This is a genomic window from Thioclava sp. NG1 (genome assembly GCF_003122275.1).
GTDB classification, from domain to species: domain Bacteria; phylum Pseudomonadota; class Alphaproteobacteria; order Rhodobacterales; family Rhodobacteraceae; genus Thioclava; species Thioclava nitratireducens.
The window spans coordinates 194,615-219,138 of sequence record NZ_QFBB01000004.1 but is presented as its reverse complement, the minus strand read 5'-3'; the positions used below and the strand labels follow the sequence as shown (position 1 = coordinate 219,138).

Genomic DNA, 24,524 nt, shown 5'->3' with positions numbered 1-24,524 from the left:
CTTCGGGACCATCCTACAGATATGAAAACGGGGGCCTTCGCGCCCCCGTTTTGCATTTGTGGTTGTGATGTGCGGGCTCTGGGCGTGCGGTTCTTACTTTGCGCGCCCGCTAGAAGCGCAAGCTCAGGAGGATCCGCGACAAATAAGTGAACCGAGGCTGGGCAGGTGCGAGAGATTGCGGACAGGATCACGAAGGTTAATCGCGTCCGGACTCCGCTCAGAGCCAGTCGCGCAGGATGGGGATCAGCGGGATATCCGCTGGCGGCATCTCGTAATCGCGCAGATCGCGCGCCCGCGCCCAGGCGAGCGTTTGTCCCTCGCGGGGGCTGACGATCCCCTGCCACTTGCGGCAGGCAAAGAGCGGCATCAGCAGGTGAAAGTCGTCATAGGCGTGGCTGGCGAAGGTCAGCGGCGCGAGGCAGCTCTGATGGGTCTGGATGCCCAGTTCTTCGTCCAGCTCGCGGATCAGCGCGGCCTCGGGCGTCTCGCCCGGCTCGACCTTGCCACCGGGAAACTCCCACAGACCTGCCATCGACTTGCCCTCGGGGCGCTGTGCCAGAAGCACGCGCCCGTCGGCGTCAATCAGGGCGACGGCGGATACCAGAACCATCTTCACGAACGATAATCCGCGTTAATGTCGATGTAGCGGTGGGTGAGATCGCAGGTCCAGACCGATTTCGATGCGCGACCGAGCCCGAGATCGACGCCAATCACCAACTCGTCATTCTTCATATAGGCGCTCGCGGCCTCCTCGGAGTAATCCGGCACGCGCCAGCCTTTCTCGGCCACCACCATGTCCCCGAAGGAAATCTTGAGCTTGTCGCGATCGGCCTCGGCCCCGGACTTGCCGACGGCCGCCACGACGCGGCCCCAGTTCGCGTCCTCGCCCGCGATCGCGGTCTTCACCAGCGGCGAATTCGCGATCGACATCGCGATCTTATGCGCGTCCTCGTTCGAGCGCGCCCGCGTCACGCGGATCTCGACGAACTTGGTGGCGCCTTCGCCGTCTTTCACGACCTGATGGGCCAGATCCATCATCACGCCGCGCAGACCGGCCTCGAACGCCTTCGCCGGCTCCGAGCGCAGATCGGCGATCTCGGCGGCGTCGGATTTCCCGGTCGCCGCGACGATCAGCGCATCCGAGGTCGACGTATCGCTGTCCACGGTGATCGCGTTGAACGTGTCATCCACCTGCCGCGACAGCATCTTTTGCAGCCGCGCCGGCGTGATTTTCGCATCGGTGAAGATATAGACCAGCATCGTCGCCATGTTCGGCGCGATCATCCCAGAGCCTTTCGCGATCCCGGCGATCTTGATCTTGCCGCCTTCGCCCTGAACTTCGGCAAAGGCGCCTTTGGGATAGGTATCGGTCGTCATGATCGCGCGCGCGGCATCCTCGATCCCGGCAGGGGAGAGGCGCTGCGTCAGGCTGTCGATCACCGCGACGATCTTGTCATGGGGAAGCGGCTCGCCAATGACGCCGGTGGAGGAGGAGAACACGCGGCTGATCGGCATGTCGAGCGCCTGAGCCACCGCTCCGGTGACCTTGTCGACGCTCTCCTGACCGCGTTTCCCGGTGAACGCGTTGGCATTGCCGGAGTTGACTATGATCGCGGCACCGGCGTCGTCCGGCGCGCGCATCGCAAGCTTTTCCTGACAATCGAGAACGCAGGCCGCGCGGGTGGAGGACGTGGTGAACACGCCCGCGATCGAAGCGCCCGGCGTAATCCGCGCCAGCATCACGTCGGTGCGACCGGCATATTTGACCCCCGCCGCAGCGGAGGCGAATTCGACCCCCGCGATTTCCGGAAGATCGGGAAATTTCGCGGGGGCGAGCGGCGAGATCGTGACCGATTTCGCCTTGGTCTGTGCCGCAGGCGCGGCAGGGGCGGGCGCGTCGGAAAGGTCGGACTTCAGCGCCTTCACCTTGGCGCGGAGCTTTTTGACCTTGGCCTTCAGCTCCTTGGTGTCCTTCGACTTTTTCTTCGCCATCGCGCCCGCCTTTTGATCGATCAGTTGCTACCCAGGATGGACTGATCTTTCAGAACGCTCGGATCAATCCCGTCGGTCATCTTGTCGATTTTGGCTTCGTCCACAACAGCCTTTACGCGGTTTTGCACAGCCTCCTGGCGAATATCGCCCACCAGCTTCTTGCGCACATCGGCCAGTTTCGGGGCATCGACCATCTTGGTGCCGAGCAGCTTCACCACGTGCCAGCCGTATTGGGTCTGGATCGGACCGGCGACTTCGCCTTCCTTCATGCCCGCGACCTCGTCCGCGAAGGGCTTGACCATCGCGTCGAGCTTAAACCAGCCCAGATCGCCGCCATTCGCCGCAGCGCCATCGGTCGAGTTCTTCTTCGCCAGTTCCGCGAAGTCGGCGCCGTTATCGATCTCTTTCTTGATCTTCTCGGCCTCTTCCTTGGTTTTCACGATGATATGGGCGGCGTGATATTCCTTGGTCGGCTCGGCCTTGGCGTATTTCGCGTCATAGGCTTTCTGCACGGCTTCGTCGGTCACGGCCTTGTCGGCGGTGTAGTTGAGGAACGCACCCGACAGGTAAGCGCGCTTTTGCACTTCAAGGGCGATCTTATCGCGCTGGGTGATGCGCTTTTCCTCGAGCTGTGCGAGCGCGGTCTGCTGGATCAGCTGCTGCAGGACGCCGTCGAACAGCTTGTCGTCGGGCAGCTGCTGGTATTGCGCGGGCAGGCCGTCGCGCACGGTTTGCATCATGCCAAGCGTGATGTCCTGGCCATTGACGGTAGCCACGACAGTGTCGGCGCTCAGGTCGGTGCGCGGCTTGGCGGCGGTTTCCGATTTCGCGGTATCCCCAGCGGGTGCAGGCGCTTTTGCGTCCTCTGCCTGTGCGATTCCGGCAGTCATCGCGCAGATCGCTACGCTCGCAAGCAGTTTCGTCAGATTCGGCATCCTTGCCACTTCCTTTCTGCCGCGTCTTTAGGCGGCGTTGACACTCTGGCAGTCGCCCCTTACATCGCCAAGGGTCTGTAAGAGCCGTTTCGGCCTTGTTTCGCTAGCTCTTCTAGGCAAGCAAACCCTATGCGGCAAGGCACAGGGAATAACGATCTGGTCAGCTACCCTCGGAGATTACATGCTCGGCATCGGAACACTCGCGAAGAAGGTCTTCGGCACGTCGAATGATCGTAAGGTGAAATCGGTGCGCCCGCTGGTGGCCAAGATCAACGCGCTGGAGGAGGAATACGCAGCCCTCTCCGACGAACAGATCATCGAAAAGACGCGCGATTTTCAGCGCCGCGTGCAGGAAGAGGGCGAGAGCCTCGACAAGATTCTGCCCGAAGCCTTCGCCAACTGCCGCGAAGCCGCGAAGCGTGCACTCGGCCTGCGGGCCTTCGACGTGCAGCTGATCGGTGGCATCTTCCTGCATCAGGGCAACATCGCCGAGATGAAGACGGGCGAAGGGAAAACCCTCGTCGCGACCTTCCCGGCCTACCTGAACGCGCTGGCGGGCAAGGGCGTGCATGTCGTCACCGTGAACGACTATCTCGCGCGGCGCGACGCGGAATGGATGAGCAAGGTCTACGGTGCGCTGGGTCTGACCACCGGCGTCGTCGTGCCCTTCCAGGCCGAGCCCGAGAAGAAGCAGGCCTACGCCGCCGACATCACCTATTCTACGAATAACGAGCTCGGCTTCGATTATCTGCGCGACAACATGAAGACCTCGGTCGACCAGATGATGCAGCGCGGCCATTTCTACGCGATCATCGACGAGGTCGACTCGATCCTCATCGACGAGGCGCGCACGCCGCTGATCATCTCGGGCCCGTCCGACGACCGCTCGGAGCTGTATATCACGCTCGACAAGTTCATCCCGAGCCTGACCGAAGATCATTACACCATCGACGAGAAGGCCCGCACAGCGACCTTCACCGAAGAGGGCAACGACTTCCTCGAAAACCTCCTGCTGGAGGCAGGCGTTCTGCCCGAGGGGCAGTCGCTTTACGATCCGGAAAGCACGACCATCGTGCACCACGTCAACCAGGCCCTGCGCGCCCACAAGCTGTTCTTCAAGGATCAGAACTACGTCGTGCAATCGGGCGAGGTCGTGCTGATCGACGAATTCACTGGCCGCATGATGAAGGGGCGCCGCCTCTCGGAAGGGCTGCATCAGGCGATCGAAGCCAAGGAAGGCGTCGATATTCAGCCCGAGAACGTGACGCTCGCCTCGGTCACCTTCCAGAACTACTTCCGTCTCTACGACAAGCTCGGCGGCATGACCGGTACCGCGGCCACCGAGGCCGAGGAATTCGCCGAGATCTACTCGCTGGGCGTGGTCGAGATTCCGACCAACCGTCCGATCGCGCGGAAAGACGAACATGACCGCGTCTACCGCACGGCGCAGGAGAAATACGACGCTGTCGTTGAGGCGATCAAGAAGGCCCACGAGAAGGGGCAGCCGATGCTGGTCGGTACCACCTCGATCGAGAAATCCGAGATGCTCTCGGATATGCTCAAGAAGGCCGGCATCAAGCACAACGTCCTCAACGCCCGTCAGCACGAGCAGGAAGCGACCATCGTCGCCGAGGCCGGTCGTCTGGGTGCGGTGACCATTGCGACCAACATGGCTGGCCGCGGCACTGACATTCAGCTCGGCGGTAATGTCGAGATGCGCGTTCAGGACGAACTCGCTGCGAATCCCGACGCCGATCCCGAAGAGGTCCGCAAGCGGATCGACGCGGCGACCGCCGAGGAAAAGGCGAAGGTTCTGGAAGCGGGCGGCCTGTTCGTTCTCGCGACCGAGCGCCACGAAAGCCGCCGCATCGACAACCAGCTGCGCGGCCGTTCGGGCCGTCAGGGTGACCCGGGCCGTTCGCTGTTCTTCCTGTCGCTGGAAGACGACCTGATGCGGATCTTCGGCTCCGACAAGCTCGATTCGGTCCTCTCGAAGCTGGGCATGAAAGAGGGCGAAGCGATCGTCCACCCGTGGGTGAACAAGTCGCTCGAGCGTGCGCAGGCGAAGGTCGAAGGCCGCAACTTCGACATACGCAAGCAGCTTCTGAAATTCGATGACGTGATGAACGACCAGCGGAAAGCGGTCTTCTCGCAGCGTCGCGAAATCATGGAAACCGAAGAGGTCGGCGAGATCACCCGCGATATGCGCGTGCAAGTGATCGAAGATCTCGTGGACCGCTACATGCCGCCGAAATCCTATGCCGATCAATGGGATGTCGAAGGGATGCATCAGGCGGTGATCGAGCAGCTCAACCTCGACGTTCCGATCGCGGAATGGGCCGAGGAAGAGGGCGTCGATCAGGAGGTCGTCACCGAGCGTCTCGAAGAGGCGACCGATACGCTGATGGCCGAGAAAGCCGAAGCCTTCGGTGCCGACACGATGCAGATGATCGAAAAGCAGGTCCTGCTGCAGATCATCGACGCGAAATGGCGCGAACATCTGGTTACGCTCGATCAGCTGCGCCAGACCATCGGTTTCCGCGGTTATGCGCAGCGCGATCCGCTTTCGGAATTCAAGACCGAGGGCTTCCAGCTGTTCGAGATCATGCTCGACAGTTTGCGCTCGGACGTGACCCAGCAGCTGGCCCGCATCCGCCCGCTAACCGAAGAAGAGCAGGCGCAGATGATGCAAGCGCAACAGCAGCAGCTCGCGCCCGCCGAGGCGCCGGCGGCCGAGGCTGCGCCCGAGGTCGAGGTGGTGGGAGAGCCGCTGCCGGGCTTCGATGAGACCAATCCGGCAACCTGGGGCGAGCCGTCGCGGAACGATCCCTGCCCCTGCGGCTCGGGCAAAAAGTTCAAGCATTGCCACGGGCAGCTCGTTTGACACAACTCTGACGGGAATATGGCAAAGTTGAGGCGGCTTCGGCCGCCTTTTCCATATCTTGTTGGAGTCGTTGACTCTCTTGGCAGGGTGACCCCACCCAAAGCCAGCTATGGGTGCACGATTTCCCCAATCGCGCCCCAGCTTCGCCGCTTTCGGCCATTAGGAAAAAATTAAGCAGTTTTCTAAGACCGAGTTCGAGGCGGCGATGCGCACCATTCGCAAGATTTCCATGATCGGAGCGACATTCCTGCTCGCCGCCGCGACTGGTCATGTGATGCAAAGCGTGGGCCCGCGTCCGCAACTCGGTGCGTCTTTGGTCGCCAGCTCGGTCGGAAGCGAGTCCTGGGAAAAGCGTGTCGCGCCGCCCCGCGAAGAGCCAAAGGTCCGGCTGATTTCGAAAACCGTGCTGCGCAATCCTCCAGTCTATCATTTTGCGACCGATCCCGGCGTCGGGATCGTTCCGGCGACTGTGCGCACCTCTGGCGACCAGTTCAACGCGCCTCTGCCGCAACCGATGCCGCTGAAAACCGGTGCCACCGATTGCGACAACCCGGTGCTGTCGGTGAGCCCAGTCGGAGACGGCTTGACCAAGCTGGAACTGAACGCGCCGTGCCATCCCGATACGAATCTGGCGATCCGTGACGAATCGCTCTCGATCGCGGGGCAAACGGATGCGTCGGGGGTTTTCGAGGCGGTGCTGCCGCTTCTCGCGCCCACGACATCGCTGCAAGTCACTGCTGACGGTGCGATGATCGCGCAGCTGGAAGCCGGAGCCTCCGGCCTTGATAAGATCAACCGGGCGATCTGGGTGACGAAGGCCGAGAGCCCTTTGCATCTCAACGCCTATGAGAACGGCGCGCAGTTCGACGACGCTGGCCACCTCGACGCGACGAAGCCGCGTTCGCCGGACACGTCGCTGGGCGGGTATATGCAAAGCTTCACCGCCGCCGATGGCAAGCGCATCGAGATCTATACTGCACCCAAGACCCTTACAGATCTCCGGCTGCAGTTGGAGGCGAGTTTTTCACCCGAGGATTGCGGTAAATCCGTCGGCGGGCGCCTGATGCGGATGCATGGCACGGGGACTGCCGCGATGCCGATCACGCTCGATCTGCCCGCTTGCCCCTCCGATGGCGGCACGGTGGTTCTGCCGCTTGACGGGTTCGAATCTCAGGGCCTGACCGCTCAAAAGTAACCCTCCGAGCGTAGGCTGATCTCGCAACCCTTTCCGAGGATCAGGTGATCATGAAGCACGATGCCGAAGAGCTTCGCTGCCTCGTCGATCTGTCGGGTCAGGACGATGTCCGCCTCTGACGGAGTGGGATCGCCAGAGGGATGATTATGGACGAGTATCAGCGCCGAGGCATTTGCCTCCAGCGCACGCTTCATCACCTCGCGCGGATAGACCGGGACATGATCGACCGTGCCGCGGCCCTGTTCCTCATCCGCGATCAGCGCGTTTTTCCGATCCAGCAGCAGCAGGCGGAATTGCTCCGTCTCGGCATGGGACATCGCCATGTGGCAGTAATCGACAAGCGCCTGCCACGAACTGAGCACGGGGCGATGCATCACCTTCGACCGCGCGAGCCTTTGTGCTGACGCCTCGACCAGCTTCAACTCGATCACCACAGCCTCCCCGACGCCGGTCACCTGTCGCAGCCGGTTCGGCGGGGCGGAGACCACCCGCCCGAAATCGCCAAAGGTCTGGATCAGGCGGCGGGCGAGGGGCTTCACATCCTGCCGGGGAATGGCGCGAAACAGCACCAGTTCGAGTAGCTCGTAATCGGGCAGGGCCCGCGCGCCGCCTTCCATGAACCGCGTGCGCAGCCGGTGCCGGTGGTCGAGCAGATAGGAAGGTTTGGACGCACGCGGCGGCGGACGGACCGCAGTCCCGCTGGCAAACAGCGGCAGCGGAGGCTCCTCCATATGATGGGGCGTCTGGTCCATGAAACAGACCATGAACGATTCGGATTGAAGAAAGCCTTAATCGCCCTCTGTCAGACCAAGAAAAAAGGCGCCCGAAGGCGCCTTTCCTATGTTTGTCACTGGGTCATGCCATCCCAGAAGCTTTTGACTTTCTTAAAGAAACTCGCACCTTCCGGGTTGTTCTCGGCTTCGATCCCCTGGAACTCCTTGAGGATTTCCTTCTGCCGTGCGGTCAGGTTCACCGGGGTTTCGACGGCCAGTTCGATGAACATGTCGCCGGACCCGCCGCCGCGCAGCGCGGGCATACCCTTGCCGCGAAGGCGCATCTGGCGGCCCGATTGGCTGCCTGCCGGGATTTTAACGCGGCTGCGGCCACCGTCTATCGTCGGCACCTCGACCTCGCCCCCAAGGGCTGCGGTCGCCATGCTGACCGGCACGCGGCAATGCAGATCGGTGCCTTCGCGTTCGAAGATCGCGTGCGGCTGGACCTCGATGAAGATGTAGAGATCGCCCGACGGACCGCCACGCAGCCCCGCCTCGCCTTCGCCGGCGTGACGGATGCGGGTGCCGGTCTCGACCCCCGGAGGGATGTTAACCTGAAGCTGGCGATCGACCTCCACGCGGCCTGCGCCATGGCAGACCTTGCAGGGGTTCTTCACCACCTGACCCTGACCACCGCAGGTCGGGCAGGTCCGCTCTACCGTGAAGAAGCCGTTCTGCGCGCGCACCTTGCCCAGACCGGAACAGGTCGGACAGGTCTGCGGCTCGGAGCCGCCCTCCGCGCCGGAGCCGTTACACGCCGTACAGGCGGCCGAGCTCGGCACGTTGATCGTCTTGTGGGTGCCGCGATACGCCTCTTCGAGCGTTACGCGCATATTGTAGCGCAGGTCGGAGCCTCGCTGTGCGCGCGAACGCCCACCGCCGGGACCGCCTCTGCCGCCGCCCATGAAGTCGCCGAACAGGTCTTCGAAGACGTCGGAGAAGGCCGAGGCGAAGTCGCCCTGACCGCCCGCGCCGCCATAACCGCCGCCCGGACGCCCGCCGCCCATGCCGCCTTCGAACGCCGCATGACCGAACCGGTCGTAAGCCGCCTTCTTCTCGGCGTCCTTGAGGACGTCATAAGCCTCGTTCACTTCCTTGAACTGGGCCTCGGCATCGGGATTGTCGGAATTTCGATCGGGATGAAGCTCTTTCGCCTTCTTGCGATAGGCTTTCTTGATCTCTTCGGCCGAGGCGCCTTTGGCAGTTCCCAGAACGTCGTAATAGTCGCGTTTTGCCATTGGTTACCCCCTTGGCGGAACGCAGGCGGGCCCGCCCTTGGAAAAGGCAGGCCCGCCCGACATTCCATGCGCAATTACTTGCGCTCGTCCTCGCCCAGATCTTCGAAGTCAGCGTCGACGATATCGTCATCGACATCGCGCGGGCTGTCTTCGTCGTTGGAGCTCTCGCCCTGACCGGCTTTCTCCTGCTCGGCCTTGTAGATGGCCTCGCCGAGTTTCATCGCCGCATCCGTCAGGTTCTGGATCGCGCCTTTGATCTTGCCGGCTTCATCGGTCTTGAGGGCTTCCTCAAGCGCGTTGGCCGCGAGTTCGATCGCTTCGACGGTCGAGGCATCGACCTTGTCGCCATGCTCTTCGAGCGACTTGCGGGTCGAGTGCAGCAGCGATTCGCCCTGGTTCTTGGTTTCGACCAGTTCCTTGCGGGACTTGTCCGCGTCGGCGTTCGCCTCGGCGTCCTGAACCATTTTTTCGATCTCTTCGTCGGACAGGCCGCCGGACGCCTGGATCGTGATCTTCTGCTCCTTGCCGGTGCCCTTGTCCTTCGCCGAAACGGAGACAATACCGTTCGCGTCGATGTCGAAGGTCACTTCGATCTGCGGCATGCCGCGCGGGGCCGGCGGGATGTCCTCGAGGTTGAACATGCCGAGCATCTTGTTGTCGGCAGCCATCTCGCGCTCACCCTGGAAGACCCGGATCGTCACCGCGTTCTGGTTGTCTTCCGCAGTGGAGAACACCTGGCTCTTCTTCGTCGGGATCGTCGTGTTGCGATCGATCAGGCGGGTGAACACGCCACCCAGCGTCTCGATACCGAGCGACAGCGGCGTCACGTCGAGCAGGACGACGTCTTTCACGTCACCTTGCAGAACGCCTGCCTGAATGGCCGCACCGAGCGCCACGACCTCATCCGGGTTCACGCCCTTATGGGGCTCCTTGCCGAAGAAGCCGGTCACTTCCTGCACGACTTTCGGCATACGGGTCATACCGCCGACGAGCACGACTTCGTCGATCTCGTCCTTGGAGACGCCGGCATCCTTCAGCGCGGCGGCGCAGGGCTTCAGCGAGGCCTTGATGAGATCGCTCACGAGGCTCTCCAGCTTCGCACGGGTCAGTTTCATGACCATGTGCAGCGGAGTGCCGTCCTTGCCCATCGAGATGAAGGGCTGGTTGATCTCGGTCTGGCTCGAGCTCGACAGTTCGATCTTCGCTTTCTCGGCAGCTTCCTTCAGACGCTGCAGCGCCATCTTGTCCTTGGTGAGGTCAACGCCATGCTCTTTTTTGAACTCGTCAGCGAGGTAGTTGACGATGCGCATGTCGAAGTCTTCACCGCCGAGGAACGTATCGCCGTTGGTCGATTTCACTTCGAAGAGACCGTCGTCGATCTCGAGGATGGTGATGTCGAAGGTACCCCCGCCAAGGTCATAGACCGCGATGGTTTTCGATTCTTTCTTGTCGAGGCCATAGGCCAGCGCAGCCGCGGTCGGCTCGTTGATGATGCGCAGCACTTCGAGACCGGCGATCTTGCCAGCGTCTTTGGTGGCCTGACGCTGGGCGTCGTTGAAGTAGGCAGGCACGGTGATGACGGCCTGCGTGACTTCTTCGCCCAGATAGCTCTCGGCGGTTTCCTTCATCTTCTGAAGGATCACGGCCGAAACCTGTGCGGGGGAATATTTCTCGCCCTTCACTTCGACCCATGCGTCGCCATTGCCGCCGTCGACGATGGAATAGGGAACGAGTTTCTTGTCCTTCTCGACTTCCGCGTCCGTGGTGCGGCGACCGATCAGGCGCTTCACGGCGAAGACGGTGTTCGAGGGGTTGGTGACCGCCTGGCGTTTCGCCGGCTGGCCGACCAGACGTTCGTCGTCAGTATAGGCGACGATCGAGGGGGTGGTGCGTGCCCCTTCGGAGTTTTCGATCACTCGGGGCTGTGCGCCATCCATGATGGCGACGCAGGAGTTCGTGGTCCCGAGGTCGATACCAATGACTTTACCCATGATGTTACCTCTCTTGGCGATATGACGGGGAACGGGTCCATTCAGGCCCCCGGCCCCTATCCCTTGGGTTTCGGTTTCATGTTCTGCTATCTGGCGGTGTGGTCCGCCATCGGCTTCGAAGCGTATATAAGGAGGGGAAAATCGGCCTGCAAGAAGGCTCCCCCGAGGAAGATTGCGAGAAAATGACAGAAAATCCGAAACACGCAATATCTCGCCCCGACCCGCAGGAGATCCGTGGCTTCCGGCATTACCCCGGCTGGCTCGGTCTCGAGGAGCAAAAGGCGCTGATCGAGACGCTGCGTAGCGTCGTGGCGCAGGCACCGCTTTTCTCGCCGATGACCCCTTACGGCAAGCCGATGTCGGTGCGCATGACCTCGGCCGGGCGCTTCGGCTGGATCTCCGACCGACGCGGCTACCGATATTCCGAGACTCATCCCGACGGGCAACCGTGGCCCGCGATACCGCAACCGATCCTCGATATCTGGGAGGCGGTCTCGGGCACGAGTCGCGCCCCCGAATGCTGCCTCATCAACTTCTACGGCGAAGGTGCGAAGATGGGGATGCATCAGGATCGCGACGAGCAGGATTTCGACCAGCCCGTTGTCTCGGTCTCGCTGGGCGATGACGGGCTGTTCCGCATCGGCAACCGTACCCGCGGCGGAAAGACCGAAAGCATCTGGCTGCGTTCGGGTGACGTGATGGTGATGGGGGGCGAGGCGCGGCTCCTTTATCATGGAATCGACCGCGTGAAGCCCGGCACCTCGCCGCTGATGCCGAAGGGCGGGCGGATCAACCTGACGATGCGCGTCGTGACCTGAGGCCTGTGCGGGCTGCGCCGGCGGGAGCCTCCGGCGGGGATATTTTCATCAAGAGGAAGGGGCGCGTCAGAAAGAGCCGCGCGGCAACGGCGTCATGCCCGTGTTATAGGGCGTCCAGTCCTCGACATCCGGGTAGTATTTCCGCCGCCACGCCCGCACGCGCGGGTTCATCCGGCGGCGCCAGAGCGGCGGGATCATCGCGAGCGCCGTCATACCGGGATAGCCGAAGGGCAGCTGCGGGGCTTCCTCGGCATCGTAGGTCTGCAGCAGCGGGAAGCGGCGATCGGGTTTGTAATGGTGATCTGAGTGGCGCTGCAGGTTGATCAGCAGCCAGTTCGAGGCCGTGTGATCGGCGTTCCAGCTATGGCGCGGGAGGACATGTTCGTAACGCCCCTCGCCCTTGTATTGCCGGGTCAGGCCGTAATGCTCGACATAGTTGGTCAACTCCAGCTGCCAGACCGCGAAGAGGGCCTGCAGCAGGAACAGGCCGAGCCCCATCCATCCGCCGAGCAGCGCCGCCACGACCAGCGCCAGCACCTGCAATGCGCCGTAGCGCCAGAACGGGTTGGAGCGGTGCCAGACCGGGCGGCCCGCGCGGCTCAGTTTCAGCTTCTCGGCTTTCCAGGCGGAGCGGGGGCATTCAAAGATCACCCGCCAGAAGAAGCGGTGAAACCCTTCGTTGTAGCGTGCCGAGACCGCATCGCGCGGCGTGCCGACCCAGAGGTGATGGACCAGCAGATGCTCGGTCCGGAAATGGGAATAAAGGACTGTGGCCAGCAGCAGGTCGCCCAGCCAGCGTTCCAGCCTGGACTTCTGGTGGAGCAGCTCATGCGCATAGACTATGCCGATCGTGCCCGAGATCACGCCCACGCCGAACATCAGGGCGACGATCTCGAAGCCGTTCAGGTGATCGGTATGCGTCACCCACCAGATCGTGCCGAAGATCACTGCCGCCTGAATCGGGAACCAGATCAACGTGATTGCGCGGTACCAGAACAGGTCGTCCTCGGGCGTTTCCGTGTCGGGCTGGTCCTCGTTACGCCCCAGCAGCTGGTCGAGCACCGTCGTCAGCCACCACGCATAGGCGGGCAGCAGGATCAAGGTCCAGCCGCCGAACCACGCCTCGATCCCCGCCAGCGGCACGGTGCCGAGCGATAGCCAGAAGGGCAGGGCGTGCGAGGGGCGGCGGATTTCGTCGCGGCTGGACATCGGGGCCTCGTGAGCGATGCGGGCGCGGTCATACTAGCCGAACGCTAACCCGATACAATCATTCAGCTTGCGACCCATCGGCGCTCTGCGCGGCATCCCAGACCTTGCGCATCAGGGTGGGCAGATCGCCCGGGCGGAAATCTGTCCGCGAGGTCATGGACTCGGTCTCCTTGCGGGCGACATGGACCTGAAGGATCAGATGGAAATGGGTGAAGGTGTGGCGCACCTCGACGGGGGAGAGAATCCAGTCGGCCTGCACCGGCGGGGCGGGTGTCGGCGCGTCGGACCAGTCCGAGCCGGGAAAGCCTAACGTGCCGCCCAGAAGCCCCTTGTCCGGGCGACGTTCCAGCAGCACGTCGCCTTGAGCGTTCATCACCACATAGGCAAAGCCGCGACGGGTCGGCTTTTCTTTCTTTGGGGCTTTGCGCGGCAGCGTCTCGGCAATACCGGCGGCACGCGCGGTGCAACTGTCGATCAGCGGGCAGATGCCACAGGCCGGGTTGCGCGGCGTGCAGATCGTCGCGCCCAGATCCATCATCGCCTGAGCGAAATCTCCGGGTCGGTCCTCGGGCGTGATCTGCGCGGTCAGGTCGGTCAGTTCCGCTTTCGCGCCGGGAAGGGGCGTGTCGACGGAGAAGAGGCGCGAAACCACGCGCTCCACATTGCCGTCGACCACGGCGACGGGCTCGTCATAGGCGATTGCGGCGATGGCTGCGGAGGTATAGGGGCCGATGCCGGGCAGCTTTTGCAGTTCCGCCGCGCTTTCGGGGAAGCGACCGTCCATGTCATCCGCCACGACACGCGCGCATTTCAGCAGGTTGCGGGCGCGGGCGTAATAGCCGAGCCCCGCCCATTCTGCCATCACGTCGCCGTCTTCGGCTGCCGCCAATGCACCTACATCGGGCCAGCGCTCGGTGAAGCGGCGGAAATAGTCGCGCACGGCGGCGACCGTGGTCTGCTGCAGCATCACCTCGGAGAGCCAGACGCGGTAGGGGTCGGGTCGCTCGCCCTCTGCCCGATCCGCAGGCGATACGCGCCACGGCATGACGCGGGCATGGGTGTCGTACCAGTTGAGCAGGGTTTCGCCGATTGCCCCTTTACCGTCACGCAATGTTTATGCTCCCCTCTTGCCGACCGGTTGGCCCGGCCCGATGTGCTGCCTAGAATGGGATGGATCAAGAGGAACCGCCCCGAATGAGTAAAAGCGACCCGCAAAAGACGCCGGATCGGCGGATGCGTGGCTTTGAAGCCGCGGGCGGGCTGCTGCGCAACCGGATCCGAGCCGCGGGCGAAGCGCGGGGTTTCGCGGTGTCGCGTCTGCTGACCCATTGGGCCGAAGTCGTGGGTCCTGAGACGGCCGCGCAATGCCGCCCGGTGAAGATCGGCTACACGAAAGGCGGCTTCGGGGCGACCCTTACTCTGCTGACCACCGGGGCGGCGGCGCCGATGCTGCAGATGCAGCTGCCGCAAATCCGTGACAAGGTGAATGCCTGCTACGGCTATAACGCGATCTCGCGTATCTCGCTGACGCAGACGGCGCCGACCGGCTTCGCCGATGGTCAGGCGCAATTCGCACCGAAACCGAAACCTGAACCCAAGGCGCCCGATCCCCGTATCATCGAAGAAGCGAAGGCGCGCGTTGCGGAATGTAGCGATGCCGGTCTGAAATCGGCGCTGGAAGAACTGGCAAGAAACGTTCTATCGAAGTCCGCAGAGCGGGCTGGACAGAAGAAAGGCAGATAAATGAGCAAAACTCTTTCGATCCTCGGCGGCGCGGCCGTTATGGGCCTCCTCGCTACGGGCGGCTGGTACGCCAGCCAGCATAGCGAAGCGAGCCTGATCACTGCGGCGCAAGCGCAGGAAGCCACGGCGAGCAAAGATGTCGAGACTCTGCCCGACGTGGTTCTCGGTCAGGAAGATGCGCCGGTCACGGTGATCGAATACGCCTCCTTCACCTGCCCGCACTGTGCGGAATGGCACAAGGTCGAGTATCCGCAACTGAAGAAGAACTACATCGATACCGGCAAGGTGAAGTTCATCCAGCGCGAAGTCTATTTCGACAAGTTCGGCGTCTGGGCGGGTCTGATCGCGCAGTGCGGCGGCGACCCGAAATATTACGCGATCTCGGACATGATCTATAACAAGCAGAAGGAGTGGATCGGCGACGGGAAGCCGCAGACCATCGCGGACAATCTGCGCAAGATCGGCCTGCAGGCCGGGCTGAGCAACGATCAGGTCACCGCCTGCATGAACGACGAGAAGCGCGCCGAGAAGATGGTCGCGACCTTCCAGAAGAACGCGGGCGACGACAAGATCGACGCGACGCCGACCTTCATCATCGATGGCGAGAAGCATTCCAACATGGCTTGGGACGACTTCAAGAAGATTCTCGACGACGAGCTGGCGAAGCAAGCCAACTGAGCTTTTGTACAGATCAAGCGAAGGCCGGTCCTGCGGGGCCGGCCTTTCTCATATCCCGAGTTGGTCGAGCGCGGCGTCGAGCTCTGCGGAGTCGTCGATCGCAAGCCGCACGGGCAGCGCGAGAACCTTCGGACGGAAGCTGTCGGGCAGGCGCACCGCATCCTTCTCGGTCGTGACCATCTGCGCGCCGAGCATGTCGGCCTCCGTCTCGATCCGCTGCAAGAGGCGCATTGTGAAAGGCTGATGATCTTCCAGCGCCTCGCCGCGCAGCAGGTTAGCCCCGAGACCGCGCAGCGTGGCGAAGAATTTCTCGGGATGGCCGATGCCCGCGAAGGCGAGGACGGGAAGCCCTTCCCAATCCATGCCCGTCTGCAGCGGCGCGAGTTGGCCCGTCAGGTGCGGTTTAGAAATTCTGGAACCCCAGAAATTCGTGAAATCTGCCTGTGCGGTCTCCGGTCCGATAGACAGCAGGAAGTCCGCGCGGGCCATCCCAGCCTCGATCGGTTCGCGCAGCGGTCCGGCGGGCAGACACCGCCCGTTGCCGAAACCCTTATGGGCGTCGACCACCACGATGGAGAGGTCTTTCTCCAGCGTGGGGTTCTGATGGGCGTCGTCCAGAACGATCACCTGTGCCCCGGCGGCGACCGCGGCGCTCGCCCCGGCAGCGCGGTCTCGCGCGACCCAGACCGGTGCGAAGGCGGAAAGCAGCAACGGCTCGTCTCCGGTCTCTTCGGCGCGGTGGCTGCGCTCGTCGACCCGCACCGGCCCTTCGAGTGATCCGCCATAGCCGCGTGTGACTACATGCGCCGTCACACCGCGTGCCGCCAGCCGCTGCACCAGCCAGATCACCGTCGGCGTCTTGCCCGTCCCGCCCGCGTTGATATTGCCGACCGAGATCACCGGCACGTCGAGCCTCAGACCCGGCTGCGCCACGCGCCGCTTCGTCATCGCTGCGTAGATTGCCCCAAGCGGAGACAGCAGCCGCGCCCGCAGGCCTGGCGCATCGGGGGCGTTGAACCAGAAACCGGGCGCGCCCATCACGCCACCCTTGCGGGCTGAGTGCCCGACAGGATCTCGGCAAGATCGCGGGCGATGGTCTCCACCGCACCGGCCCCGCCAGACGTCACGGCCCAGGCGTTATGGGCGAGTTGGGCGGAGCGTTCGGGCGCGATCAGGTCGGCCACCACTTCGGGCAGATCCTCCGGCACCACGACGCCGCGACAGGCTTTCGCGGCCTCGAGCCGCAGGTAATCCTCGCGGAAAGGCGCAAGTTTCGGGCCATGCAGGATCGCCGAGCCAAGTGCCGCCGCCTCGACCGGTGAGCGCGGCGACTGTGCGGTCCCCGACAAAGTGCCGCCCATGTAGCTAAGCGCGGCGAGCCGATACCACAGCCCGTATTCCTGCGCGTCGTCCGCGATGAAAATCTCGGTCGTCAGTTCCGGCTCGCCCTCGAGAGAGCGGCGCGCGACCGACCAGCCCTCGGCGGTCAGTTGCGCGGCAAGGGTTTCGCCTTGGGATTCATCATCCGGCACGAGCAGAAGCAGCAGCCGATGCGCGTGGCGCTGAGCGTAGCGATGCGCCGCCGTCACCGGGCCGACTTCGGCCTCGGGCACGGCTGCGGCCAGCCAGACCGGACGCGCGCCCATCGACTCGGCCATCGAGGCGCGCTCGGCCTCGGACCCGTGAAGCGGCTGCGGTGGCTCGCCGAGCGCGCCATCATTGACCACGATTACCGGGCCGCTCAATCGGTCGTCCACCCGTTCTAGGCTCGCCTCGTCTCGCAGGTAAATGCGGTCGATTCGGCCCAGCAGCGCCAGCGAGACATCGTCGAGCCGCAGCCCGTCCTGCCCGCCGAATTTCGCGTCGGCCAGCACGCTGGCGATACCGCGGGTTTGCGTCTCCGCGATCAGGGCGGCGGGCAGCGTTTCGTCCATGATGAGCACGAGATCGGGGCGCCACGCATCCAGCACGAGACGGACGGAGGCCGGGCGATCCTCGGGGGCGGCGCGCAGGAAAACCTGATCGGGCAGCCCATCCGGCGCGCTCTCCGAGCCGCGCACCGTCATCGCGATGCGGATATCGGGCATCCGCGCCGCGACCCTGCGCGCGACCAGCCCGGCGGCCTCCGCGCATGTCCCCGCAGCCCAGATCCACAGTAGCGGGGCGTCGGCGCGATCTTCCCCCTGACCGGCCTCGACCGCGGCTTTCGCCTTGGGTCCCGCAGGACGCAGGGCCGAGAGCCGCAGTCTGAGCCAGAGAGGAAGAGAGCCCGCCATGCCAGCCTTAGCTGCCGAGCTCTTCGGTGGTCGAAACCTCGAGCTCTTCGTCGCGCAGGCGATGCAGGTGCGCGATGAAGTAGCGGGTGTGGGCGTCGTCGACGGTACGCTGCGCCTCGGCCTTCCACGCGGCATAGGCGGAAGCGTAGTTCGGATACATCCCGACGATATGGATATCGTCGACATTCTTGAATTCGGTGCGGCTCGGGGTCACCAGCTCGCCGCCGAAGACGAGGTGAAGACGTTGCGGGGTCTTTTTGGCCATGTGAACTCCTGTCGGCTTTTCTGCGGCGCAGAGATTACGCTTTGCCCTCACCCTTCACAAGGAGAGGGCCGGGGCCGCACGTAGCCGTTACCGCGCCAGTCCCAGAGACTCCAGATATTCCGCGCCTTTTCTCACCCCAATCTCGTCATTCACTTCGAGGATCAGGCGAGGCATCTTGGGCAGCTTGCCAAGCGCCTTGAACACCGAATGCCACGCGATCGTGCCCTCGCCCGGGTGCCAGTGGCGGTCGCCATAGCCGTCGATATCCTGCAGGTGGACATGCTCCAGCGCCGCGCCCGCCGCATGGACGAACACATCGACCGGCGGCGCGCCGCAGCGGCGATGCATGAACTGCGCATGGCCCGTATCGAGCGAAACCTTCACCGCTTCGCTCTTCATCTTCGCGGCCAGTTCGACGCGCAGGTTCGGCGTGATGTCCTCGCAATTCTCGATGACCAGCTTCACGCCCAGCTCCTCTGCCCTTTTGATCACCGGGGTGAGGACATAGCGCACGCGTTCGACCTGAATGAACGCGTTCGCGGGGTTCTGCTCCAGATCGGCCTCCTTCCAGAGGGTGTAGGGCGAGTGGATCACCATCTGATCGCCGCCCAGTTCCGCCGTGATCTCCAGCACACGCAGCATCCGGGCGCGAATGATCTCGACGATCTCCGGGTCGGCGCAGTCGATGTTGAAGGAGGTGAACGGCCCATGCAGCCCCAGCCGTCCGGTATAGCCGTCGAGCAGGTCTTTCGCGCGTGCCACCATCTTGCGCAGGTCCGCATCCGTCGCGTTCGGCCAGCAGAAGCTCTGCAATTCCAGATCGCGCTGATCGGCGACGATCCAGTCGCGATGATGCGCGAGCATATCGAGGCTCAGCGCAGCGCCGAGCAGCGGTAATTCCTTGGCCATGGGGTCCTCCTCCGGATCGGATGCTCGCGCAAGCCGCGGGGCTTTTCAATCCCGTGAGCGCGCTATATCGGAACGTCATGAAACGCAGCTTGCCCGAGTTTTACGAGTCCATGGTGGAGAACGGGGACCTCAACCCCGATCCCGCCCAACGCTCCATTTTGCCCGAACTGGAGCGCGTGCGCCGCGCGCTGGAAAATGCCCCCGCCGCCGAGCCGGTGAAACGCGGCTTCTTCAAGCGCAAGATCAAGCCGGTCGAAGGCGTGCGCGGCCTCTATATCTGGGGCGGTGTCGGGCGCGGGAAATCCATGCTGATGGACCTGTTCTTCGGCCAGACCGACGTGCCGAAACGCCGGGTGCATTTCCACGCCTTCATGCAGGAAGTCCAAGGCAAGCTCGACGATGCGCGCCGCGCCAATACCGTGGATGCGATGCGCCCCGTGGCCGAAGAGGTGGCGGGCTCGCTGCGGCTCTTGTGCTTCGACGAGATGCAGATCACGGACATTGCCGATGCGATGATCGTGGGGCGTCTCTTCGAGGCTCTGTTCGAGCGTGGCGTGACTATCGTCACCACCTCGAACCGCGTGCCCGAGGACCTCTACAAGAACGGACTCAACCGGCAGCTATTCCTGCCCTTTATCGGGCTGATCCGCGAGAAGCTCGACGTCTACGAGTTGGCCTCCGAAAACGATTACCGACAGAACCGTCTGGCAGGCCAACAGGTCTATTTCACGCCTGCGGGCCGCGAAGCGCGCACGAAGATGGATGCGCTTTGGGATGAGCTGACCGGGGGCGATCATCACGGCAAGCTCGATATCCCGGTGAAGGGACGCACGGTCGAAATCCCGCATTTCCACAACGGGGTCGGTCGTGCGAGCTTCTGGGATCTCTGCGCGCAGCCGCTGGGTCCTGCGGATTACCTCGCCATCGCGGATGCGGTGAAGGTGCTGTTGCTCGATGATATCCCGCTGCTCTCGGCCTCCAACTTCAACGAGGCGAAGCGCTTCGTCACGCTGATCGACGCGCTCTACGAGGCCAAGGTCCGGCTGATCTGCTCGGCCGCGGACGAGCCCGAGCGGCTTTACGTAGAAGGCGAAGGCACGTTCGAATTCGAGCGCACCGCCAGCCGCCTGCGCGAGATGCAGGCAGACGGCTGGGCGGCGGAGGCTTAAGCCAGCATCTCCGCCAGAAGCGGGCGCACCTTGGTGCCGTAAAGCTCGATCGTCTTGCGCAGATGCGCGGGGTTCTGCGGCCCGCCGCTGTATTTCAGCGTGAATCGCGACAGACCCAAGGCTTTCACCGTCCGCGCGATCTTGCGCGCCACGGTTTCCGGGCTGCCGACATAGAGCGAGCCATGCTCGATCTCCGACAGGTAGGCCTCGCGCCGGAATGGCGGCCAACCGCGCGAGCGCCCGATCATGTCATGCATCCGCGCGTAGCCTTCGTAGAATTCTTCCTGCGCGATCTCGTCGGTCTCGGCGATATGGCCGGGAGAGTGGACACCGATCTTGCCGGGCTTGGTGCCCAGCTGCTCATGCGCGCGGTGATAGAGGTCGACATGCGGTTTGAACCGGGTCGAATCCCCGCCGATGATCGCCAGCATCAGATCCATCTGCATCGCGGCGGTCTCGACCACCGATTGCGGCGAGCCACCGACCCCGCGCCAGATCTGCAGCGGCGTCTCGGGGCGGGGATAGACTGTGACGTTCTTCAGCGGCGGGCGCATCTGCGCATCGAAGCTGACCTTCTCCTGCGTCGCGAGCAGGTGCAGAATCTGCGACTTCTCGGTGAACAGCGCCTCGTAATCGTTCAGGTCGAGCCCGAAGAGCGGGAAGCTCTCGGTAAAGGAGCCGCGCCCGATGGTGATCTCGGCCCGCCCCGGCGCGAGCGCGTTCAGAGTGGCGAAGCGCTGGAACACGCGGATCGGATCGTCCGAGGACAGCACCGTCACGGAGGTGCCCGCCTTGATCTTTTCGGTGCGCGCGAGGATCGCAGAGAGGATCGGCTCGGTCGAGGAGATTGCGAAATCGGGGCGGTGATGTTCGCCCAGACCGATGTAATCGAGCCCGACCTGATCGGCGAGCTCGCCTTCGGCCAGCGTGTCGCGGATCACTTCGGCATGGCTGCGCAGCAGGCCGTCCTCGCCGCGCGTCACATCGCCGAACGTGTCGATCCCAAGCTCAAGCTGCATGGTGGTCTCCTTTCCTGTTCACGCGAAGATAGGGGCGCGGGCGCAGGTCAGCCACCGGCATACTCGCACAGAGCTCGTGCGAGGCCGCAGCTTCAGCCGTTCTCGCGCAGCACCCGGCCCGCGAGATAGAGCGAGCCGCAGATCAGGATGCGGGCATGCGGATGGATCGCGACGATCCCCGCGATGGCCGAGCCGACCGAGGCCGCCGGGCGTGCCTCGATGCCGACCGCGCGCGCCGCTTCGGCGGTGTCTTCCGCCGAGAGGGTGTTCGCCTCGCCAGGGATGGACACGGCTAGAAGGCTCGCTGCGTGAGGGGCCAGGGGACGCAGATACCCGGTCACGTCCTTGGTATTCAGCATGCCGCAGATCAGGTGGGTCGGGCGCTGCGGCAGCGTGCCCAGCGTCTTCGCGATCATGTCGCCCGCCGCCGGGTTATGGCCGCCATCGAGCCAGACCTCGGCCTCGGGCGCGCCGTCGACCAACGGTCCGTGGCGCAGCCGTTGCATCCGCGCGGGCCATTCGGCCTTCGTCACGGCTGCCTCGCAGGCGGCTTCGTCAAAGCCCAGGTGCCGCAGCGCCGCGAGCGCTGCCCCGGCATTCGCGATCTGATGCGGGCCGGGCAGGTTCGGCAGCGGCAGATCGAGCAAGCCGTTCTCGTCCTGGAAGATCAACCGGTCGCGCTCTTCCCAGACCTGCCAATGCTGGCCATGCACCAGAAGTGGCGCGCCGAGCTTTTCCGCCCGCGCCTCGATCACGTCGAGCGCCCCCTCCTGCTGGGGACCGACCACGCAGGCCACGCCGCGCTTGAGGATCCCGGCCTTCTCGCCCGCGATCTCGGCCAGCGTCTCGCCAAGGAATTGCTGATGGTCGATCGAGACCGGCGTGATGATGCTCAGCGCGGGTTTGTCGATCACATTGGTCGCGTCGAGCCGCCCGCCGAGACCCACTTCCAGCAGCGTGTAGTCCGCAGGCGTCCGGGCAAAGGCCAGAAGCGCCGCCGCCGTCGTCACCTCGAAGAAGGTGATCGGCTTGCCGCCATTCGCCGCCTCGACCTCATCGAGAAGCGCGGCGAGATCGTCCTCTGAGATCAGTGCTCCGGCGATCCGGATACGTTCGTGGAAGCGCGCAAGATGAGGCGAGGTATAGGCGTGGACGCGCTTGCCCGCAGCCTCCAGCCCGGCCCGGATCATCGCCTGGGTCGAGCCCTTGCCATTGGTGCCCGCGATATGGATTACCGGCGGCAGGTCGCGCTCGGGATGGTCGAGATCCTCAAGCAGCCGCTCCATCCGGTCGAGAGACAGGTCGATGACCTTGGGATGCAGCGCCATCAGGCGGTCGAGAATATCATCGGAGCTTTGCGTCATTGGCCCCTCCGGCCTCAGATGGCGGACCGGGGAGGGGGCGCTGCCCCCGCGGCTGGCGCCGCCCCCCGGGATATTTCAGCCAATACGAAGATCAGGTCTTGGGCTTCGCCTCGGCCTCGGGAGCGGCCTCGGCGACCGCTACCTCGGGGGCCTTCTCCGGCGCGGGCAGATCGCCCTTCACCGCAGGCGGCAGGTTCATCAGCATGCGCAGGATGGTGATCAGCTCGTCGCGCATCTTCATGCGATGCGTCACGCGGTCGAGCATCCCGTGATCGAGCAGATATTCGGCGCGCTGGAAGCCTTCGGGCAGCTTTTCGCGGATCGTCTGTTCGATCACGCGGGGGCCCGCGAAGCAGATCAGCGCATTGGGTTCGGCGATATGCACGTCGCCCAGCATCGCGTAGGAGGCGGTCACGCCGCCGGTCGTCGGATGGGTCAGCACGACGATATAGGGAAGGCCCGCTTCCTTGAGCATCTGCACGGCGACAGTGGTGCGCGGCATCTGCATCAGCGACAGGATACCTTCCTGCATCCGCGCGCCGCCAGCCGCCGAGAACAGCACCAGCGGACGTTTGAGCTTCACCGCACGCTCGGCCGCCGCGATGATCGCGTTGCCGACATACATGCCCATCGAGCCGCCCATGAAGGTGAAGTCTTGCGCGGCCGCGACGATCGGCGTGCGCCCGATCTCGCCCTCGGCCACCAGCATCGCCTCTTTCTCGCCGGTCGATTTCTGTGCCGCCTTCATCCGGTCCGGATAGCGTTTCTGATCCTTGAAATGCAGCGGATCGGCGATCGGTTCGGGCACTTTCACTTCGGAGAAGATGCCACCGTCGAACAGCGCCTCGAAGCGCACGCGGGGCGTGATCGCGAGGTGATGGTCGCAATTGGTGCAGACGTTCAGATTGTCCGACAGCTCCCGGTGGAACAGCATCGTCCCGCATTCGGGACATTTCGTCCAAAGGTTCTCGGGCACTTCGCGGCGCGAAAACAGCGAGTTAATCCGAGGACGGACGTAATTGGTGATCCAGTTCATCGTAAGAGCCTCTCGCTGGGGCGGGTCGGTTTGGCTTGAAATACGCCGCCCCTGCGTGAATTGCAATCAGACGCGCAGGGTGAGGCGGATCAACAGCCACGCGATCAACAGGTGCAGCATGTCGAGAACGAGCCACGGCAAGAGGTCCCACAAGTCGCGTGTATTGATCACGATCGTGTAGAGCGCCAGCCCGTCGAGCTGGCCGTAGAAGCCCACGAGGAAAAGCGAGCCGAAGTTATTGGCGAAATGCAGCGCGAGGGCGGCCCCGAGATTGCCGGTGCGCGCGGTCAGGTCGCTCGCGAGGCAGCCGAAGCCGAAGGCCCAGAGCGCGGGCCAGAACGCGTTGCTGCCATAAGTGCCGGGCGAATAGTGCAGCGCCCCGAAGAGCGCCGAGGGCAGGACCATCCAGACCAGGGGGCTGCGCCAGCGCGCTGCGAGCTGCTGCAGCAGGTAGCCGCGAAACAGGACCTCTTCGGTGGCGATCTGGACGAACAGAAGCGGCAGTGCGATCGGCGCCCAGCCCAGCACGTTCATCAGCGGATTGGAGCGGGCCGTGGATTCGCTGAGCTGGGTGAGCGCGAAGGAGAAAAAAGCAAAGAGCAACAGCGTCGGCAGCACCTTCGCGAATGTCGAGAGGCTCTGCTTTCCGAACAACGTCGCCGCCGCGCGGTGGTGCAAGTGGCGGCTGACGAGGAAGGTCGCGATCAGAAGCGGCGCGAAGGTTGCAAGCAGGATGGCGAGGCCGCGCGGGGTCGAACCATGGGCGATTTCCTGAAACAGCCTGAGCATCGAAAAATCGTCGAGCATCGAGGAGAAGAACAGGATCATCGCCCAGCCGCTGAGCAGGTAGAAGGCGACGATCACGCCCAGTCCGAGCATCCCGCGCCAGATCTGGGAATAGGGTTTCGCAGGGGCCGCGAAAGCGTCGAGCGGCGCATATCGGTGGGTCCGCGCGATCACGACGCGGCCTTCGCGGAGGGGGGGACGGTTTCGGAGCGCGAGTGGGTCATCTGGGTCTTCCGCAAGGCTA

At 63.7% G+C, this 24,524-nt stretch carries 22 protein-coding genes; 6 read left to right on the top strand and 16 right to left on the bottom strand.

Translation table 11 applies throughout. From position 1 onward, the window contains the following. Window positions 1–217: 217 nt before the first annotated feature. From mutT to DEM26_RS09315, 3 genes are read right to left on the bottom strand one after another with little or no spacing between them, the layout of a single operon-like run. Window positions 218–616: an 8-oxo-dGTP diphosphatase MutT gene (gene mutT / locus DEM26_RS09325; protein ID WP_075775231.1), complete on the bottom strand. Its 399-nt coding sequence runs from the start codon at window positions 614–616 to the stop codon at window positions 218–220. Next, window positions 613–1,992 carry a bifunctional glutamate N-acetyltransferase/amino-acid acetyltransferase ArgJ gene (gene argJ, locus DEM26_RS09320; protein ID WP_109172256.1) on the bottom strand — a complete coding sequence of 460 codons (1,380 nt, stop codon included), beginning with the start codon at window positions 1,990–1,992 and terminating at the stop codon, window positions 613–615. Before argJ ends, mutT begins: the two co-directional genes overlap by 4 nt. Window positions 1,993–2,012: 20 nt before the next feature. Then, window positions 2,013–2,927 carry a peptidylprolyl isomerase gene (locus DEM26_RS09315; RefSeq protein ID WP_075775232.1) on the bottom strand — a complete coding sequence of 305 codons (915 nt, stop codon included), beginning with the start codon at window positions 2,925–2,927 and terminating at the stop codon, window positions 2,013–2,015. Window positions 2,928–3,108: 181 nt separating this feature from the next. On the opposite strand from DEM26_RS09315, the gene secA reads away from it, so the two are divergent. Beyond that, window positions 3,109–5,811 carry a preprotein translocase subunit SecA gene (gene secA / locus DEM26_RS09310; RefSeq protein ID WP_088719888.1) on the top strand — a complete coding sequence of 901 codons (2,703 nt, stop codon included), beginning with the start codon at window positions 3,109–3,111 and terminating at the stop codon, window positions 5,809–5,811. A 205-nt stretch (window positions 5,812–6,016) separates the two neighbouring features. After that, complete coding sequence (locus DEM26_RS09305; RefSeq protein WP_109172255.1) at window positions 6,017–7,006, top strand: hypothetical protein; 990 nt, start codon at window positions 6,017–6,019, stop codon at window positions 7,004–7,006. Here the strand turns inward: DEM26_RS09305 and radC are convergent. The 3 genes from radC to dnaK form a co-directional block, all read right to left on the bottom strand. Continuing rightward, window positions 6,997–7,758, bottom strand: coding sequence for a RadC family protein (gene radC / locus DEM26_RS09300; RefSeq protein ID WP_109172362.1), 762 nt, complete (start codon window positions 7,756–7,758; stop codon window positions 6,997–6,999). The genes DEM26_RS09305 and radC overlap by 10 nt on opposite strands. 95 nt (window positions 7,759–7,853) lie before the next feature. After that, complete coding sequence (dnaJ, locus tag DEM26_RS09295) at window positions 7,854–9,017, bottom strand: molecular chaperone DnaJ (RefSeq protein WP_075775235.1); 1,164 nt, start codon at window positions 9,015–9,017, stop codon at window positions 7,854–7,856. A 74-nt stretch (window positions 9,018–9,091) separates the two neighbouring features. Continuing rightward, a complete protein-coding gene (gene dnaK / locus DEM26_RS09290; RefSeq protein WP_088719886.1) occupies window positions 9,092–11,008 on the bottom strand; it encodes a molecular chaperone DnaK in 1,917 nt (638 codons plus the stop codon). A gap of 182 nt (window positions 11,009–11,190) precedes the next feature. On the opposite strand from dnaK, the gene DEM26_RS09285 reads away from it, so the two are divergent. Then, entirely contained in the window at window positions 11,191–11,826 is a 636-nt protein-coding gene (locus tag DEM26_RS09285) for an alpha-ketoglutarate-dependent dioxygenase AlkB family protein (RefSeq protein ID WP_109172254.1), read from the top strand. 66 nt (window positions 11,827–11,892) lie between these two features. Here the strand turns inward: DEM26_RS09285 and DEM26_RS09280 are convergent, their stop codons facing one another. Continuing rightward, window positions 11,893–13,035 carry an alkane 1-monooxygenase gene (locus DEM26_RS09280; RefSeq protein ID WP_109172253.1) on the bottom strand — a complete coding sequence of 381 codons (1,143 nt, stop codon included), beginning with the start codon at window positions 13,033–13,035 and terminating at the stop codon, window positions 11,893–11,895. A 58-nt stretch (window positions 13,036–13,093) separates the two neighbouring features. Further along, on the bottom strand, window positions 13,094–14,146 hold the full coding sequence (gene mutY / locus DEM26_RS09275; RefSeq protein WP_088727591.1) for an A/G-specific adenine glycosylase: 1,053 nt from the start codon (window positions 14,144–14,146) through the stop codon (window positions 13,094–13,096). An 83-nt stretch (window positions 14,147–14,229) separates the two neighbouring features. On the opposite strand from mutY, the gene DEM26_RS09270 reads away from it, so the two are divergent. After that, window positions 14,230–14,778 (top strand): DUF721 domain-containing protein, encoded by a 549-nt coding sequence (locus DEM26_RS09270; protein ID WP_075775240.1) that lies wholly within the window; start codon window positions 14,230–14,232, stop codon window positions 14,776–14,778. Next, window positions 14,779–15,456 carry a DsbA family protein gene (locus tag DEM26_RS09265; protein ID WP_075775241.1) on the top strand — a complete coding sequence of 226 codons (678 nt, stop codon included), beginning with the start codon at window positions 14,779–14,781 and terminating at the stop codon, window positions 15,454–15,456. A gap of 48 nt (window positions 15,457–15,504) precedes the next feature. On the opposite strand, the gene lpxK is transcribed toward DEM26_RS09265, so the two are convergent. The 4 genes from lpxK to DEM26_RS09245 form a co-directional block, all read right to left on the bottom strand. Beyond that, complete coding sequence (gene lpxK / locus DEM26_RS09260) at window positions 15,505–16,494, bottom strand: tetraacyldisaccharide 4'-kinase (RefSeq protein ID WP_109172252.1); 990 nt, start codon at window positions 16,492–16,494, stop codon at window positions 15,505–15,507. Continuing rightward, the gene (locus DEM26_RS09255; RefSeq protein ID WP_075775243.1) at window positions 16,494–17,732 is read right to left on the bottom strand and encodes a 3-deoxy-D-manno-octulosonic acid transferase; all 1,239 of its coding nucleotides are present in this window, start codon (window positions 17,730–17,732) and stop codon (window positions 16,494–16,496) included. The genes lpxK and DEM26_RS09255 overlap by 1 nt, the downstream gene beginning before the upstream one ends. Window positions 17,733–17,739: 7 nt before the next feature. Then, on the bottom strand, window positions 17,740–17,997 hold the full coding sequence (locus DEM26_RS09250) for a DUF4170 domain-containing protein (RefSeq protein WP_075775244.1): 258 nt from the start codon (window positions 17,995–17,997) through the stop codon (window positions 17,740–17,742). 87 nt (window positions 17,998–18,084) lie between these two features. Next, on the bottom strand, window positions 18,085–18,906 hold the full coding sequence (locus tag DEM26_RS09245; protein WP_109172251.1) for a sugar phosphate isomerase/epimerase family protein: 822 nt from the start codon (window positions 18,904–18,906) through the stop codon (window positions 18,085–18,087). A gap of 77 nt (window positions 18,907–18,983) precedes the next feature. Between DEM26_RS09245 and zapE the strand changes: the two genes are divergently transcribed. Then, window positions 18,984–20,075 carry a cell division protein ZapE gene (gene zapE, locus DEM26_RS09240; RefSeq protein WP_075775459.1) on the top strand — a complete coding sequence of 364 codons (1,092 nt, stop codon included), beginning with the start codon at window positions 18,984–18,986 and terminating at the stop codon, window positions 20,073–20,075. On the opposite strand, the gene DEM26_RS09235 is transcribed toward zapE, so the two are convergent. The 4 genes from DEM26_RS09235 to DEM26_RS09220 all read right to left on the bottom strand — a co-directional run bounded on the left by DEM26_RS09235 (window position 20,072) and on the right by DEM26_RS09220 (window position 24,454). Beyond that, a complete protein-coding gene (locus DEM26_RS09235; protein ID WP_088723167.1) occupies window positions 20,072–21,094 on the bottom strand; it encodes an LLM class flavin-dependent oxidoreductase in 1,023 nt (340 codons plus the stop codon). The two genes, zapE and DEM26_RS09235, sit on opposite strands and share 4 nt — an antisense overlap. Before the next feature lie 92 nt (window positions 21,095–21,186). Then, window positions 21,187–22,458, bottom strand: a complete 1,272-nt coding sequence (locus tag DEM26_RS09230) for a bifunctional folylpolyglutamate synthase/dihydrofolate synthase (RefSeq protein WP_088723166.1) — start codon at window positions 22,456–22,458, stop codon at window positions 21,187–21,189. A 91-nt stretch (window positions 22,459–22,549) separates the two neighbouring features. Continuing rightward, window positions 22,550–23,494, bottom strand: coding sequence for an acetyl-CoA carboxylase, carboxyltransferase subunit beta (gene accD / locus DEM26_RS09225; protein WP_075775248.1), 945 nt, complete (start codon window positions 23,492–23,494; stop codon window positions 22,550–22,552). A gap of 66 nt (window positions 23,495–23,560) precedes the next feature. Further along, a complete protein-coding gene (locus tag DEM26_RS09220) occupies window positions 23,561–24,454 on the bottom strand; it encodes a CPBP family intramembrane glutamic endopeptidase (RefSeq protein ID WP_088727597.1) in 894 nt (297 codons plus the stop codon). Window positions 24,455–24,524: the final 70 nt, after the last annotated feature.

Excerpts from the sequence above, each read along its gene's own strand:
- DEM26_RS09250 (WP_075775244.1), bottom strand. The coding sequence starts at position 17,997 with ATGGCCAAAAAGACCCCGCAACGTCTTCACCTCGTCTTCGGCGGCGAG.
- dnaJ (WP_075775235.1), bottom strand. The coding sequence starts at position 9,017 with ATGGCAAAACGCGACTATTACGACGTTCTGGGAACTGCCAAAGGCGCC.
- DEM26_RS09265 (WP_075775241.1), top strand. The coding sequence starts at position 14,779 with ATGAGCAAAACTCTTTCGATCCTCGGCGGCGCGGCCGTTATGGGCCTC.
- DEM26_RS09235 (WP_088723167.1), bottom strand. The coding sequence starts at position 21,094 with ATGCAGCTTGAGCTTGGGATCGACACGTTCGGCGATGTGACGCGCGGC.
- DEM26_RS09285 (WP_109172254.1), top strand. The coding sequence starts at position 11,191 with ATGACAGAAAATCCGAAACACGCAATATCTCGCCCCGACCCGCAGGAG.
- DEM26_RS09230 (WP_088723166.1), bottom strand. The coding sequence starts at position 22,458 with ATGACGCAAAGCTCCGATGATATTCTCGACCGCCTGATGGCGCTGCAT.
- secA (WP_088719888.1), top strand. The coding sequence starts at position 3,109 with ATGCTCGGCATCGGAACACTCGCGAAGAAGGTCTTCGGCACGTCGAAT.
- DEM26_RS09245 (WP_109172251.1), bottom strand. The coding sequence starts at position 18,906 with ATGGCCAAGGAATTACCGCTGCTCGGCGCTGCGCTGAGCCTCGATATG.
- argJ (WP_109172256.1), bottom strand. The coding sequence starts at position 1,992 with ATGGCGAAGAAAAAGTCGAAGGACACCAAGGAGCTGAAGGCCAAGGTC.
- DEM26_RS09270 (WP_075775240.1), top strand. The coding sequence starts at position 14,230 with ATGAGTAAAAGCGACCCGCAAAAGACGCCGGATCGGCGGATGCGTGGC.
- dnaK (WP_088719886.1), bottom strand. The coding sequence starts at position 11,008 with ATGGGTAAAGTCATTGGTATCGACCTCGGGACCACGAACTCCTGCGTC.
- DEM26_RS09280 (WP_109172253.1), bottom strand. The coding sequence starts at position 13,035 with ATGTCCAGCCGCGACGAAATCCGCCGCCCCTCGCACGCCCTGCCCTTC.
- radC (WP_109172362.1), bottom strand. The coding sequence starts at position 7,758 with ATGGACCAGACGCCCCATCATATGGAGGAGCCTCCGCTGCCGCTGTTT.
- DEM26_RS09315 (WP_075775232.1), bottom strand. The coding sequence starts at position 2,927 with ATGCCGAATCTGACGAAACTGCTTGCGAGCGTAGCGATCTGCGCGATG.
- zapE (WP_075775459.1), top strand. The coding sequence starts at position 18,984 with ATGAAACGCAGCTTGCCCGAGTTTTACGAGTCCATGGTGGAGAACGGG.
- DEM26_RS09255 (WP_075775243.1), bottom strand. The coding sequence starts at position 17,732 with ATGGCGGGCTCTCTTCCTCTCTGGCTCAGACTGCGGCTCTCGGCCCTG.
- accD (WP_075775248.1), bottom strand. The coding sequence starts at position 23,494 with ATGAACTGGATCACCAATTACGTCCGTCCTCGGATTAACTCGCTGTTT.
- DEM26_RS09305 (WP_109172255.1), top strand. The coding sequence starts at position 6,017 with ATGCGCACCATTCGCAAGATTTCCATGATCGGAGCGACATTCCTGCTC.
- lpxK (WP_109172252.1), bottom strand. The coding sequence starts at position 16,494 with ATGGGCGCGCCCGGTTTCTGGTTCAACGCCCCCGATGCGCCAGGCCTG.